Annotated in this window: 11 protein-coding genes; 9 read left to right on the top strand and 2 right to left on the bottom strand. The window is 46.1% G+C overall.

The window, feature by feature from the left end:
- The 6 genes from J2W69_RS15375 to J2W69_RS15350 all read left to right on the top strand — a co-directional run.
- Positions 1-3,555: cadherin domain-containing protein (locus J2W69_RS15375; protein WP_310280104.1), on the top strand; the 3,555-nt coding region annotated here is incomplete at its 5' end.
- Between the two features lie 9 nt (positions 3,556-3,564).
- On the top strand, positions 3,565-4,380 hold the full coding sequence (locus tag J2W69_RS15370) for an MBL fold metallo-hydrolase (protein ID WP_310280102.1): 816 nt from the start codon (positions 3,565-3,567) through the stop codon (positions 4,378-4,380).
- Positions 4,374-6,581, top strand: coding sequence for a CHASE2 domain-containing protein (locus J2W69_RS15365; protein ID WP_310280099.1), 2,208 nt, complete (start codon positions 4,374-4,376; stop codon positions 6,579-6,581). Before J2W69_RS15370 ends, J2W69_RS15365 begins: the two co-directional genes overlap by 7 nt.
- Before the next feature lie 14 nt (positions 6,582-6,595).
- Positions 6,596-8,224, top strand: a complete 1,629-nt coding sequence (locus tag J2W69_RS15360) for an HD domain-containing phosphohydrolase (protein ID WP_310280097.1) — start codon at positions 6,596-6,598, stop codon at positions 8,222-8,224.
- Positions 8,225-8,275: 51 nt separating this feature from the next.
- Positions 8,276-9,031 carry a hypothetical protein gene (locus J2W69_RS15355; protein ID WP_310280093.1) on the top strand — a complete coding sequence of 252 codons (756 nt, stop codon included), beginning with the start codon at positions 8,276-8,278 and terminating at the stop codon, positions 9,029-9,031.
- A gap of 80 nt (positions 9,032-9,111) precedes the next feature.
- Positions 9,112-9,870 (top strand): TerC family protein, encoded by a 759-nt coding sequence (locus J2W69_RS15350; protein WP_310280091.1) that lies wholly within the window; start codon positions 9,112-9,114, stop codon positions 9,868-9,870.
- 43 nt (positions 9,871-9,913) lie between these two features.
- On the opposite strand, the gene J2W69_RS15345 is transcribed toward J2W69_RS15350, so the two are convergent.
- On the bottom strand, positions 9,914-10,540 hold the full coding sequence (locus J2W69_RS15345) for a trimeric intracellular cation channel family protein (RefSeq protein ID WP_310280090.1): 627 nt from the start codon (positions 10,538-10,540) through the stop codon (positions 9,914-9,916).
- Positions 10,541-10,672: 132 nt separating this feature from the next.
- On the opposite strand from J2W69_RS15345, the gene J2W69_RS15340 reads away from it, so the two are divergent.
- Genes J2W69_RS15340 through J2W69_RS15330 form a run of 3 tightly spaced genes read left to right on the top strand, consistent with a single transcriptional unit; the run spans position 10,673 to position 14,890 of the window.
- Positions 10,673-11,638 carry a hypothetical protein gene (locus tag J2W69_RS15340; RefSeq protein ID WP_310280088.1) on the top strand — a complete coding sequence of 322 codons (966 nt, stop codon included), beginning with the start codon at positions 10,673-10,675 and terminating at the stop codon, positions 11,636-11,638.
- Positions 11,639-11,690: 52 nt separating this feature from the next.
- Positions 11,691-13,814 carry a TonB-dependent receptor gene (locus J2W69_RS15335; RefSeq protein WP_310280086.1) on the top strand — a complete coding sequence of 708 codons (2,124 nt, stop codon included), beginning with the start codon at positions 11,691-11,693 and terminating at the stop codon, positions 13,812-13,814.
- 17 nt (positions 13,815-13,831) lie between these two features.
- Entirely contained in the window at positions 13,832-14,890 is a 1,059-nt protein-coding gene (locus J2W69_RS15330; RefSeq protein ID WP_310280085.1) for a PepSY-associated TM helix domain-containing protein, read from the top strand.
- Positions 14,891-14,936: 46 nt separating this feature from the next.
- Here J2W69_RS15330 and J2W69_RS15325 read toward each other — a convergent pair whose 3' ends face one another.
- Complete coding sequence (locus tag J2W69_RS15325) at positions 14,937-15,308, bottom strand: DUF3718 domain-containing protein (RefSeq protein ID WP_310280084.1); 372 nt, start codon at positions 15,306-15,308, stop codon at positions 14,937-14,939.
- Positions 15,309-15,401: the final 93 nt, after the last annotated feature.

The following is a 15,401-nucleotide window of genomic DNA, read 5'->3' as shown; positions in this document are numbered from 1 at the left end:
ACTTTTACCTATCAGCCTGTTGCTAACTCTTATGGTGCTTTTTACTTCACATACCGGCTGACTCAGGGGGCGCTTACTTCAGATGCACAGGTGGAGTTAAATGTGACCTCTGTGATTGACGCTCCTGTTTTACAGGATGCGACAGTCACTATTACGGATAATTATGCGGACTTACAGCAAGTACTGACGCTGAACCTGTTTGACCCGGATCCTGGCAGTTACAGCTATGAGATTTTATCTGGCAATACAGGCGGTGCTTTTAGTGTGACTGCTGGTGGTGTGATTACAGTGGCGAATTCGGCAGCACTGAATGCAGGCACCCTATCTACCTACAGTCTGGTGGTGAAAGTAGTAAAAGATAATGAGGCCAGCCTGAGTGATACCGCGACCATAGTGGTGAACGTGACTCATGCTCTACTGGCTTCAGCTGACGCTTACACCCTGGATGAAGATACGCTACTGACAGTCACAGCAGGTAGTTCATTGCTGCAGAATGATATTTATGACCCAGACCTGGCCTTCAGTGTCAGTCTGGTACAAGCGCCGCCTTATGGCACCCTGAGTTTAAATACAGATGGTACTTTTACCTATCAGCCTGCAACTGGCTCCTACGGTGCCTATTATTTTACCTATCGACTGACTCAGGGGAATTTAACTTCTGACGCACAGGTGGAACTAAATATTCTTCCCGTTAATGCACCTCCGACGCTGCAAGATGCAACTGTTACTATTTATGATGACTATGTCAATTCACAACATGTGCTGACCATGACAGTGTCTGACCCAGATCCGGGCAGTTACAGTTTTGAAATTTTGTCAGGGAACACAGCTGGGGTTTTTAGCATTACATCAGCGGGTGTTATTCAGGTTGCGAATTCATCACTGTTGAATGCCGGAACTACCCCTTCTTATAGCTTGGTTGTCAAAGTGACAGAAAATGGCGATGCCAATCTGGTGGATACAGCCACAGTGGTCATTACAGTCATTGCAGCCCAGACCTATGAAACGCTGGTCAGTCCTGACACGACCTTTGCCGGCGGTGGCAACCTGTCCTTAGAAATGATGTTAAGCGGAGAATACAACGACCCGGTACAGATAATTCCATTAAGTGATGGCAGTAGTCTGGTGATTGGTAACGTCAGCAATTCTTCTGTGCAGGAACTTTTTGTCGCACGCTTGAATCCAGATGGATCTGTTGACTCCAGCTATGGAGAACGAGGCTTGTTCAGAACTAAGATGTTTTCGATCTATACCACAGAGCAAGCTGTAGCCGGGGTTTTAACCAGTAACAATAAACTGGTGATACTGGCAAACTACATTGAAAGTGGAGCTTCAGGTTTTTACCTGATTAAACTCAGTGACGATGGGTCTCTGGATTATAACTTTGGCAATATGCAGGGTTATGTGCTGTGTGAATACACTCCATGTGATAGTGGTGATGTGCAGGCAACAGATCTGATCCTGAATCATCTTGGACATTATGTGGTGTCTGGCAGCAAGGATGATCGTGCTTTCCTGTTTGAGTTTGCAGATTCCGGCTATCAGTCTGGCTGGGTTAGTACAATCAATACTATTGCACAGTTCGATCTGGTTCGTCAGGACAGCGACCATAATTACTATGGCATAGGCCAATCGTCCGGTGATCATATAGTGATTGCCCGATTCTTATCTTCTTTTGTACCAGACAGCAGCACCTTTGGTTGTACTCCAGGCTGTGTTGGCTACCGGCAGTATGATTTCTCTCTAGCTTCTTCCAAAGCTTATGATGCTGTGATGTACAACGATGAGTTGTATGTGGTGGGCAGCGTGACTGAGTCCTCTGCTCCTGCAAGTCCGGATGGGTTGTTTTTTAAACTGACTTACGACGGCAGTCTGACCTCTGGCTTTGGCAATGCTGCCGGATTTATTCAGGTCAGTGGTCATTCAGGTTATCCGTTGCATTACCAATCTCTGGCGGTCGATCAGAGTGGATTCTATGTGCTGACCAGTACAGAAGAGAGCGGCGGTGATAGGGTCTCGCTTAGTCAATACAATCTGATTGGGGACTTTATGTCCGATCAGCCTCTTGCCGTGGATGGACAATTAAAAGCCGTTGATCTGCAAAGCAATGGTGCAGGCTTATGGTTGCTCAATCATTTCAGTAATCCAAATTATGGAGCTGCTGGCAATGTCAGCTTTAACTGGGTCGGTAAATATCAGCACAATACTTTGGCTGCGGACACAGCATTTTCCGGCGATGGACAACGCTGGTTTAATGCTGGTTTTGGTGAAGATACCCTGATGGGCAGTCGACGATTGCTGCTGGGAAGTCAGGTCAATAAAACTCTGTTTTATGGCTATAGCTATTCATTCCTCAATGGCAGCTATCAGCAGGCTTTTGTTGGACGACTTACCGCCAGCGGTGCCTTAGATCAAAGTTTTGGTAATCATGGGCTGATATTACTCGCTACTGACCAGCTAGCTCATATGACTATTGCAACCATAGCTGAGGCGGCTGCAAACCAACTTTATGTGGCTGGTGATGGCATAGATGGCAATAGTGATCAGACAGGTTTCGTTTTGAGGTTAAATCAGAATGGTACTCTGGATACTGGTTTTGCCAATGGACTTTTTGCTTTAACTCCGGCTGCTGTAGGTGGTTACGACAGATCTGAGGCTCGAAAGCTGCAGGTCAGGGCCAACGGTGATCTGCTGATTGGTGCCGAGTACAGCTATATGTATGACAATACAGATGTGGTCTTGTTGCAACTCAATGCAGATGGCAGTCTGGATTCTGGGTATTTTGGTGACTCAGCTGCGGGCTTTGTGGTCTTTAGCGCCATAGATACCAGCTCAGCGACTAGAGAGACGCTCAGTCAAATGAAGCTGGATCCTGTGGATGGCAGTTTGGTGATTGCGGGGCAGCATTATTTGGCAACCGACCCTCAACTCTATGTTGCGCGCTTTAATGAATCTGGCTGGCTAATGAATTCGGCTAACAGCCCTTCCGACCCTTTTGGCGTTGCTGGTGTAGGTTATCGCCTGATCAATGTGGTGAATGAGCAAAGCTATTATTCTGAATACATCAATGGCTTGGAGTTTGATGCCGGACGCAATCTGGTTCTGGCATTGTCGAGCAATTACGAAGGTGATAAAGCACATTACCTGTACCGGCTGTTGCAAAACGGTTTGACGGATCTTGCTTTTAACTCAGGCATGCCAAGACTTTATGGCAGTTTCAGTGATATGGTGCCAGCTGATTTGGAAATCACGAAACTCCATATTGATGCCTCAGGGCGTTTACTGATGGCTGGTACTGTTGATTCTGATGTGTGGGTGGGACGAGTATTGCTGGATGGCAGTGGCTCTGATGTTGGCCGTTGGGATCCCGCATTTGAACCTGATTCTACGATTTATGGTGCTTATGTGTTTACCGGTTTTAGCTTCTCCTATGACTTATTTATCGAGCTGACCAGCAGTAAAGTCACGTTAGGCTGGAGTAACTATGGCTCGGGTGGCTACACTGCGACATTGCGGCAATTCCAACTTTATGAATATCAAAATAATCCGATTTAGTGAGTCATTATGCAGATTAAATTCTATGGTGTGCGTGGCTCAATTCCAACACCGGGTGCGGAGACACAAAGGTATGGAGGTAATACGCCTTGTGTATTGCTGACCAGTCAGAGTGGTCAGCAATTAATTCTCGATTCAGGTACTGGTATCCGGCAACTTGGCCATGAATTGTTAGCTGACAATACAGAACTGGTGTTGCTGCTGAGCCATAACCATTGGGATCATATTCAGGGCTTTCCATTTTTTGCACCAGCCTATCAGACCGGGCGGCAGATCCGCATTATTCCGGGTCATACGTTGCATGGTGAGCACGACGCTATTTTAAAGCAAATGTGTGGTGAGTTTTTTCCTGTACCACCCAATCAGTTACCCTCTGCTATACGCATTACCCCTATGGCAGAAGATCAGTGGCAACTTGGCGATTTTCATATCCGGCGTTGCCGGCTGAACCATCCGGGATCTGGCAGTGCTTATCGTATTACTGCAGACGGACAAAGCCTGGCCTATGTCACAGACAATGAACTATTCCCACCACAACAAGAGCTCACTCCAAGAGCGCAATGGCTGGAGTTTGTCGCTGGAGTTGATCTGCTGATCCATGATGGTCAGTATCTGGAAACAGATATGCCACATAAATTAGGCTGGGGTCACTCGCTGGTGACTGAGGCTGTGGTTTTAGCTGTGGAAGCTAAAGTGAAAAAGCTGGTGATCTTCAGCCATGATCCGGCCCGCAGCGATCAGCAATTGGATCTGTTGGCGCAGCAATGGAGTGGCCAGCAGCCTGAAGTAGTGATGGCGATGGAAGGAATGGAGTTGTGGTGCTGAATTATTGGCGTCGTCATCACTGGATACTGCTGTGCAGCCTGTTGTTTAGTGGGGTGCTGGTGCTGGTTCAGCTCAGCGCCGTCTATTCAGAGCAGTCAGTGTTAAAGCGGCTGGATGGGTTGTTGTATGACATCAGATTAAAATTGACTCTGCCTTATCGATCCTCGACCGATCTGCCTGTTGTCATTGTGGATATAGACGAAAAAAGTTTGCAGCAGGTAGGCCGTTGGCCCTGGAGTCGGCAGATGGTAGCGCAAATGCTTGAGCAGTTAACTGCTGCAGGTGCTTCAGTGGTCGCTTTTGATGTGATTTTCTCCGAGCCCGAGCGTAATCCGGTACAGCAAGTATTGCAGGGCGGAAAGCAGCAGTTATCGGCAGAAATGACTGAAGAGTTGCAGCTATTAGCCCCGGCTCTGGACGCCGATCAGCAGTTTGCCAGGAGTCTGGAAAATAAAGATGTGGTGCTGGGTTTTTTGTTCCAGCAAGAGCAACTGGCGGTAGGTCAGTTGCCTGAAAGTTATGTCGCCATGGACAGCCTGGCCAGCCAAAGTTCAGCCAGCAATTTTGCAGGCTATGTCGCCAATACCGCAGTGCTGCAACAACAAAGTTCTGGTACAGGTTTTATTAACTCTTCCCCTGATCCCGATGGTTTTATCCGTCAGGCGGCTTTACTGATCCGTTATCAGGATAAAGTTTATCCTTCGCTGGCGCTGGAAGCCGCCCGTTTGTATGCGCTGGCAAATGAGCTGATAGTGGAAACAGCGCCTTTGGAACAGATTAATACTATAATCGGTGTCACTGTGGGCAATACCCGCATCAATACAGATTTATACGGCAGGGTGCTGATCCCTTATCGCGGGCCGGCCCGCAGTTTCCCTTATATTTCCGCTTCCGATGTGTTGCATGGCATAGTGGATAAAACCTTGCTCAAAGATGCTGTGGTTTTTGTGGGCACTTCTGCGGTAGGCCATGCGGATTTACGGTCCACTCCCGTTGGGGTGCAATACCCCGGTGTCGAAGTGCATGCCAATGTATTTGAAGGTTTAATTTACCCGGAACTGATTCACTCCCATCCGGATTGGGCTGAAGCTTTGGTGTTTTTGTTTTTAGTTGTGCTGGGTTTAATTATGAGTTTGTTATTCCCTGTACTTGGCCCTGTCAGCCTGGCGTTAACGGGCGGCAGCCTGCTGCTATTAACTCTGGGCGGTAACTTATACTGCTGGCAGGAGTTAAAGCTGGATTTACCACTGACCTCCAGTTTGTTACTGATTCTGGGTCTGACCTTGCTGAATTTAATTTATGGTTTTTTTGGTGCTTCAAGGCAAAAAGCGCGAATTAAATCTATTTTTGACCAGTATGTGCCTCCTGCTCACATTGATGAAATGCTGAATCACCCTGAAAGCGTTAGCCTGGATGGCAAACGTAAGGAAATGTCGGTGTTGTTTTCTGATATCCGTGGTTTTACTACTTTGTCTGAAAAGCTGACAGCCACAGAACTAAAATCTTTATTAAATCGCTACTTTTCACCTATCACTAAAACTATATTTGAACATCAGGGCACCATAGATAAATATGTGGGTGATATGGTAATGGCTTTCTGGAATGCGCCTCTGGATGTAAAAGCTCACGCTGAGCTCGCAGTAAAAGCTGGTTTTTCCATGCTAAAGATCACCGATGAATTGAGTAAGAACTTTGTCTCTGATGGTTTGCCAGCTATTGATATTGGTGTTGGCGTCAATACAGGTGAAATGAATGTAGGCGACATGGGATCTGAATACCGCCGGGCTTACACAGTGCTGGGCGATGCAGTGAATTTAGGCTCAAGGCTGGAAAGTCTGACCAAATATTATGGGGTCCGGTTTTTAGTCAGCCAGGTGACAGTGCAGCAATGCCCGACTTTAACCTTCCGTACTGTGGATAAAGTCAAAGTAAAAGGCAAAACTGAAGCTGTCACTATTTATGAACCTATAGATCCAGAGCAACTGGAGAGTCCACATTATATTGCCGCTTTTCAGCAGCATGAGCAGGCGCTGATTCTGTATTTACAGCAACACTGGTCTGAAGCTGAAACCTTATGGACCTTGTTACAGCAGCAATCCAACCACAAGTTGTATAGTTTGTATCTCGAACGTATAAATGTTTACCGTCAGCAACCACCAGGTGCTGATTGGGATGGTGTATATACCCATGCGGAAAAATAGGGCAGGGAAGACAAATGACTGAACCTTCTGTATTAAAGCATCTGATTGAAATTGGTATTTCATTATCGGTGGAGCGGAATACTACCCGCTTACTGGAACGTATTCTCACCAGTGCTCAAACCTTAACCCAGGCCGATGGCGGCACCATTTATTCCATCACAGCAGACAAAAGTCTGAAATTTGAAACCCTGATCAACAATTCGTTGAATATGTATATGGGCGGCAGTTCAGGCCAGCCTATTCCTTTCCCTTCTATTCCTATCTACAAAGATGGCGAGGTGAATCAACACGCTATAGTGGCTATAGCCGCAGCTGAAGGTGAAATGATCCATATTCCGGATGCCTATGCCTGTCAGAAGTATGATTTAAGTGCCGCCCGCAGTATGGATCAGCGCACCGGCTATCACACTCAGTCGGTGTTGACTGTGCCAATGAAAAATCATGAGGGTGAACTGAACGGCGTATTGCAGCTGATCAATGCCACAGTGAATGGCAAAGTCAGTGCATTTTCCGCGCAACAAATGGAGTTAGTGCGCTCACTGGCTTCTTTGGCCGCTGTGGCATTAACCAATAAGCAGCTGATTGAAAACATGGAGGAGTTATTTCAGGGCATAGCACGGCTTATTGCTAAAGCTATAGATGAAAAATCTCCTTATACCGGCGGTCATTGCAAGCGGGTTCCTGAACTGACCATGATGCTGGCAGATGCTGTGCATCGCCACGATAGCGGGCCTTTGGCTGACTTTGGTCTGACTGAAGCCGACCGGCATGAATTAAGTGTCGCGGGCTGGTTACATGACTGTGGAAAAATAGCGACTCCCGAATATGTGATGGATAAAGCCAGTAAGTTGCAGACTATTTTTGACCGGATAGAACTGGTCGATGCCAAAATAGAGATTGCCAAAAGAGATCTGGAACTGAGTCTGGCGGGTCCTTTGTATCTGGCCTCGCATCAGCAGGATCTGGAACAAGTTGCCAGATTGCAACAACAGCTGGATCAAGGTTTGGCTGAGTTGGATGCTCAACGTGAATTTTTGCGTAAAGCCAATATTGGCGGTGAGTTTATGGATAAAAACGATCAACAGCGTGTGGCTGATTTTGGTCGTCAGCAACAGATCCTCATCGCAGATCAGTTACAGGATTTGTTGTCGGAAAATGAAATTTATAACCTGAGCATAGCCCGGGGCACCTTAACCGCCGAGGAGCGGCAGATCATCAACCGCCATATGGATATTACGGTTGATATGCTGGAGTCTTTGCCATTCCCTAAACACTTACAACGAGTGCCTGAGTTTGCTTGTGGTCATCATGAAAAAATGGACGGTACAGGTTATCCCAAAGGATTAAGCAGAGAACAAATGTCAGTGCCAGCCCGAATGATGGCAATAGCTGATATTTTTGAAGCCCTGACCGCTTCTGATCGTCCATACAAAGAGGGTAAACCTTTAAGTGAATGCCTGATGATTATGGGACGAATGAAAGAGAACCAGCATATAGATCCGGACTTGTTTGATATTTTTATCGATCAGAAAGTGTATCTGCAGTATGCAGAGCAATTTTTAAAACCGGGTCAGATGGATCATATCGACCTGAACCGTATTCCGGGTTATTTGCCACCAGAACAAAGGTATGCAGGTAAATAAGCTCTGAATCAACTAGGCTTATAAAAGTATCATTGAAGAAGTTGGAGTTGCATGCGCCTTGTCCTGATGTTGTTGTTCAGTAGCTGTTTTTGTTGGAGCCTGCAGGCTAAAACCTATGTGATAGGTATAGAGCAACTGGATTATTATCCACATTATGATTTTCTATCGCCTCAGCCGCGTGGTTATTTTTTTGATTTGATCGGGCTTTACAGCAAGTGGAGCGGTGACGAGTTCAGCTTTAAGGCTTTACCGGTCAAACGCTTGTACAAAGACTCAGCCGAATTAACTGATTTTGTCTATCCGGATAACAAGGCATGGCAACCTCATTTAGATATCGATCAGAACCAACCCAAATACTACAGCGCTCCGGTGATTTATACCCTGGGCTCAACATTAGTTTTACCGGAAAAACGTTTAATGCAGCTGGCTGACTTTAAAGTGTTAGCCAATATTCATGGATTTTCGCCCAGCCTCTGGCTTCAGCTGAAACAAACGCATAAGTTTAAAATACTGGATGTACCTGACGCTGAATCGGCTTTACGTATGGCGATCCGGGGCAGGGTGGATGCTGCTAATGTTGAATACAATGTGGCACAGTACCATTTAAAACAAATGCAGTTGCCGGGTGCATTAGTGATGGCTGAACATTTACCTTTTACCAATCTGGCATTTCACTTATCCAGTCAAAAACATCCGGAGCAAATCCGTCGCTTTAATCAGTTTCTGATTGAACAACAAGATCAGATCCAAAAGTTAAAACAACGTTATGGTCTGGTTGAATACAAGGAACAATTGCCAAAGCCCTGAGATATATCAGAGCTTACAGCTGAAGTTCGCCAGTAAAGTCGTTAGACTAGCCACAATGAATTAAACTTTGGGAAGGTCGTATGTTTGAATGGATCGCAAGTCCGGAGGCCTGGATTGCGTTAGGTACTCTTGCTGCTCTGGAAATAGTGTTGGGTATAGACAACATTATCTTTTTATCTATTCTGGTTGGACGTTTACCTGCACATCAACGGGAGTTTGCCCGTCGTGTTGGTTTAGGTTTAGCTATGTTCGCCCGTCTGGCATTGTTATTCTCTATTTCATGGGTGATGGGGTTAACTGATAATTGGTTTACTGTGCTTGGTCATGATATTTCAGGCCGTGATCTGATTTTAATAGGTGGAGGTTTATTCCTGCTGGCTAAATCTACTCAGGAAATTCACCATAGTCTGGAAGGTGTCGAACAAGAAACAACTGGCCCTAAGGTAGTGGCGAATAGTTTGTTTATGGTGCTGATCCAAATCGCAATTTTAGACATTGTATTCTCGCTGGATTCTGTGATCACGGCTGTAGGTTTGGTAAACGACATTGAAATTATGGCTATAGCTATCATTTCCGCTGTGCTTGTGATGTTGTTTGCAGCTAAGTCTATTGGGGAATTTGTCGATGCACATCCGTCCATCAAAATTCTGGCGCTGTCTTTCCTTATTCTGGTGGGTGTGACCTTAATGATTGAAGGTTTTGATGTGCATGTGCCAAAAGGTTATATCTATTTCGCCATGGCTTTCTCTATGACAGTGGAGATGATCAATATACGCATGCGTAAAAGCCGTAATGCGGTGAAGTTACATAAAGCGATGACGGAAGAAAAAGCAGAATAAAGCTGCGTTGGGTGATGGACAGCCTCTGGCCATCACCCCTTCTTCAGCGCAGGTCGTTGGCTTTTTTACCAAAGACCGGAATGGTCAGATGCCAGCGAATGGCAGCCAGACGCAAAGCCAGTAAAGCTACCATGCCTGCCAACATAGCGGGCATTTGTGCTAGACCAAACCCCAGGAGTTGCACATACACCAGACCGCCAAAAATACAGGTGATAGCATACAACTCACCACGGAACACCATAGGGATCTCCCGACACAACACATCGCGGATCATGCCACCACAGACGCCACTCATAGTACCCAGCATAATGGCGACAAAACCAGAAGTGCCGTGATCCAGGGCTTTTTGGGTGCCCATAATGACAAAAAATGCCAACCCTATAGCATCGGCAATTTGTAAGGTATTGTTCGGGATCACCAGTCGGTTGCGTACCAATAAAATAGTCAGCACAGCCGCAGAAAAAATGGCTAAAAAGTAACTGTTGTCAGTCAGCCAAATGACGGGTGAGTCGAGGATCAGATCCCGTAAGGTGCCGCCTCCTATGGCTGTTACAGTAGCCAGCACTATGACACCAAAGCCATCCATTTGTTTTCGCCAGGCCGCTAAAGTGCCGGAGACAGCAAATACAGCTATACCCAATAAATCAAACCAATGGAAATAGAGCTCCATAGCACACCCAAAAAATGAGATGAATAACGTCAAATTAACAGGCTTTTACACTGAATCACAGCTTCAGGCAGGTGTTTTATTTTCTGCTCATGCTAGTATGGCGTCGTTAGTTTTGTGGAAGGAAAAGGGAATATGGGTAAAAAGGTTTGGCTTGGGGCTGCATTCTTTGTATCGGCCAGTGCTCTGGCAGGTTTTTTTTATGCGAACCATCATGCGGAGCAACTGATGGCTGGGCATATAGAGCGCAGTAATCAGCAGTACCTGCAATTGGCCGAACATGGCGATATGCCGCCTATTCATATGAGTTACAGCAAACTGTCTGCCAACATTATTACCTCAAGTTATAAAATCCAGAATTTGCATATTGGCATTGCTGGTATGGGAGATTTAGTCACTATAGGTCAGGTTGAGCTTATCGGTTTGCAGCGTGATGGTTTACCCGAAGATGGCGCAGCCCGCTTAAAAGACTTAAAACTGGCGCCACAGGCTCTGGCTTCTTTACCACCTGAGTTAGCGACCTATCTGGGGACTTTGTTGATGGAGCTGAGTTATCAGTACAAATACAAAGCAAAAACGGGAGAGCTGTCTTTTCAGCAAGAATTGCGAGTTAATCATCACTTTAGCCTGAACTACCGTTTTGCCTTAACCGGGGTAACGGATCTATGGCATTTTGCTGAAGAAGTGAAACAGCTGACCCCTGAACAACAACAACAACGCTCTGAGCATCCTGACTATTTACCTGACTTAATGAAAAAGGTGGGAGTAATAGCTATAGCCAATGGTTCGGTTGAACTGGAAAACAAAGCCTTTTTAGAGCAATTTTTTGATCAACTGGCTCAAGCACAAATCACCGCAGATTATGCTGGAATGCAACAGCAATTCACTGCTGCTTTGCAACAAAATCCACAAATTCCGGAGCAGATAAGTACGCCTGTACTGGGCTTTTTGAAGCAACCACAACGTTTAAAACTCAGCTTCCAGTTCCGGCAACCTCCTAGCTTTTCTCAAATGCAGGATGGTTCGGCCATGGCTGGAATTAATACGGCAGAAGATTTTATCAGCTTTGCCAGTTTAACTTTGAAAGCAAATTCAAACTAAAACCAGACTCGTATTTTATTCAACTTGACATAAGAATAGTTCGCATTTATAAATGCGACCTATTCTTATTCGTTTGAGTGTAGTGATGAAATTGTCCAGACTGGTGTTAGCTTTGGCTTTGCCATTTCCGTTGTTAGTTGCAGAAACAGTAGCTGCAGAAACAGCTGTTGAAATCGAAACCATCCAGGTGTCAGCAACCCGTTCTTCTTATCCGGTCAGTACAGTGCCAGCCACTATCACCGTGATTGATCAGGAAGAATTGAAATCACAGCTGGCCGTGACTCAGGACCTGTCACAAATTTTGGGGAATTTATTACCCAGCTTCTCACCGAGCCGACAGAAACTAACGGCCAATGGCGAAACTCTGCGTGGCCGCGAGCCACTCTACATGATTGATGGTGTGCCTCAGTCGACCCCTTTACGTAATGGTTCCCGTGACGGCAATACCATAGACCCTTCGATGATTGAACGTATTGAAGTGATACGTGGCGCCAATGCGATTCAGGGCATGGGGGCCAGTGGCGGCATTATTAATATCATTACCAAATCACCGGCTGAGCATCAGCATCAGGTCAGTTTATCTGGCTCTGCACCCACTGCAGGCGGCTCGGACACCCAAAGTTACAAAGCCAGTTATTTGTTTTCAGAACAGTTTGATGATGTCTCTTTCATCGCAGGCGGCGCTTTTAATAAAACAGGCTTGTATCTGGATGGTAATGGCCAGCCTATAGGTGTCGACACCACTCAGGGCGATACCATGGATTCAGACACGGTCAATTTGTTTATCAAAAGCAAATGGCAGATGTCTGAAGATCAAAGTGTGCAGTTGATGATCAATCACTTTGATTTACAAGGAAATAATAACTATGTGACTGTGCAGGGCAATGCAGCCGCAGGTGTTCCTACTACCTCAGCGCGCGGCATCACCGAAGGCAAGCCGTCGCAAAACAAAGTGACCTCCGCTTCTTTGGATTATCAACATCAGGATATAGCGGGTGGTCAGCTGAACCTGCAATTGTTTGCTCAGGATTTTGCCTCTATGTTTGGTGGCAGCAGAGCTGGCGTATTTCAGGATCCGGCGCTTGGCGTCAGTGTTTTTGATCAATCCCAAAACATCTCCGAAAAAGTTGGCAGTCGACTGACCTGGTTCCGCGCCAATTTGGCGGACTCTGGAGTGGATTTAAGCACTGGTTTGGATTGGTTGCAGGACAGTACTTATCAGGAACTGGTGATGAGCAACAGAAACTGGGTGCCTGAAACCGAATTCACTAACTACGCGCCTTTTGTGCAGTTACGCTACAACCAGATCAACGACTGGACCTTCAGTGCTGGTGCCCGTTATGAATATGGCCAGTTATCAGTTGCTGATTTCACGACACTGGCTTCGTCTAACAGCAGTTTTGTTACAGGCGGTGAGCCCAGCTTTAACGAACTGCTGAAAAACTTTGGTGTGGTGCATCAGTGGTCCGACAGTATTCGTTTGTATGCCAGCTACAGTGAAGGTTTCAGTATGCCCGATGTGGGTCGGGTATTAAGAGCCATTAATACGCCTAATCAGTCTGTGGCTCAGTTTCTGAATTTACAGCCTGTGGTATCAGACAATACTGAAGTGGGTATTGAACTGACGGAAGATAAGTACCGTTTGCAATTGAGTTACTTCCAATCGGATTCAGACTTAGGTTCCCGTCTGCAAGCGGATGCCGATGGTATTTACAGTGTGATGCGTGAACGCACCGAAATTAGCGGTTTTGAAGCCGAAGGTGAGTATAACCTGAATGAAGACAGCACTTTAGGTTTCACTTATGCCCGCACTGAGGGCCAGTTTGACAGTAACAATGATGGTCAGGTAGACAAAGATCTGGGCGGCATCAATATAGCCCCTGAACGGTTAAATCTATACTGGTTACAGCAATGGCCAATGCAACTGAGCAGCAGAGTGCAACTCAGTCAGTTGTTCGATGTGAACTACAACGACGGGACCTCTTTTGATAGCTACCATACGCTGGATCTATCTGGTCGCTATGAAACAGACAACTGGGGCAGTTGGACTTTGGGTCTGGAGAATGCGCTGGATAAACAGTACATTACCTATTATTCCCAAACCACTCCTGCCAACAACAGTTATTTTGCCGGCTTAGGCCGCACTTTAAATCTGAACTGGCAAATAAGCTTTTAATTGATCCGGTGCCCTGAATGGCCAAAAAGTTACACAGGTTTTTTGGCCTGATCCTGGCGTTATGGCTGGTGCCCGCCAGCCTGACAGGCTCCGTACTGCTGTATAAAAACGTTTTACTGCAATGGCTTTACCCTCAATTGCAGCAGCCTTTAGTCACAGATTTAGCCACCTGGGGCAAGGTATTGGATGCCTTGCCCCAGACAGACTACCACTTTGTCCGCCTTGCCAACACTGAACGCCCATGGCTGGAATTGTCCCGTCTGGACGGGTCTTTAGAATACTGGTCCGCTTCAGGTGAGTTATTGCTCAGTCGCAGTCAGTACCAGGATTTCATCGGCTGGTGTTATGAATTCCATTTGCATTTATTCAGTGCAGATTTGGGTGAACAAATGATTGGTGTGTTGGGATTATTGACACTGCTGTTGATTGGGGCGGGTTTATGGCAGAGTTGGCCCAGACACTGGCGCTGGAAATTATGGCGTTTACCCTGGTCGGCTTCCACTATTCGCTGGTCCAGACAATGGCATTTTGTTATTGCATTCTGGACTGCTCCGTTGTTAGTGCTAACCAGTCTGACTGGTACTGCTATGGTTTATAACCAGCAGGTACAACAAAGCTTAAGCTGGTTGTTCAGCGATGCTGAAGTCACACTGCCTGAAGTTGCTTCTGAGGTTTACTCTGTGACTCAAAGTCAGTGGGCCTTATGGTTGCCTCAGGCACAGCGGCATTTGCCTGAGGCTGATTTACGTTTAGCCAGTTTTCGAAAAACCGCAGAACAAAGCCAATCTATTCGTGCTCAGTTGACCGAAGAGTGGCATCCAAATGGCCGTACTCTGATCAGCATCAATCCAAAAAGTTCTGAGGTGTTAGCTATGCAAAAGGCTACGGAAATGGGACTGGGCAAACAACTCAGCCAGATGATTTATCCTCTGCATATGGCAGCTGTAGGCGGAGAACCTTACAAAATTCTGTTGCTACTGACAGGCTTGATTCCGTTATTACTTTGGGTGTTAGGTTTGGTTTTTTATACACAGCGTAAAGCTTTGGACAGTGGTAAAAAAAGATTTCAATTGTAGGGGCGGGGTTTATCCCCGCCCGTTGGCTTCAAGTACCAAGGCTATATTAATCCTGGCCGATACGGGCTTTGATATCGTTGATCAGCGGGGATGCGGCTAAACCATTAGCGCTAGCCCAGACTTCCAAATCTTCAGCCACTAAAGCTTTAGCTGGCATCTGTTTTACAAAAAATGAACCTGTTTCATAAGCATCGCTGCGCATAGCAAACTTGATCAGTGAGTCGCCGTTGCATTGAATAGCGTCATAGACTTTACGAACGTTTACTTTGTTATCTGATAATACCTTGCGAACGCGGTTTTTATCGTCTGCTTTAGTGTATTCACATAAAGAGGTGGCCCATTGATCCTGTGCTAGAGCTGCTGGCGCTGCTGCGAAATACGCAGTTGCTACTACTGCTAATGTAACGAGCTTTTTCATAAAAATACCCCTTAGAGGTTTATAGGTGAACTGGTAAAATTGATAATAATGAAACTATATACTGTCTGATACTGCTTTGCCAAGTATTACCTG

Source organism: Rheinheimera soli (assembly GCF_031457405.1).
GTDB lineage: Bacteria > Pseudomonadota > Gammaproteobacteria > Enterobacterales > Alteromonadaceae > Pararheinheimera > Pararheinheimera soli_A.
This window is presented reverse-complemented; position numbering and strand designations above follow the sequence as displayed.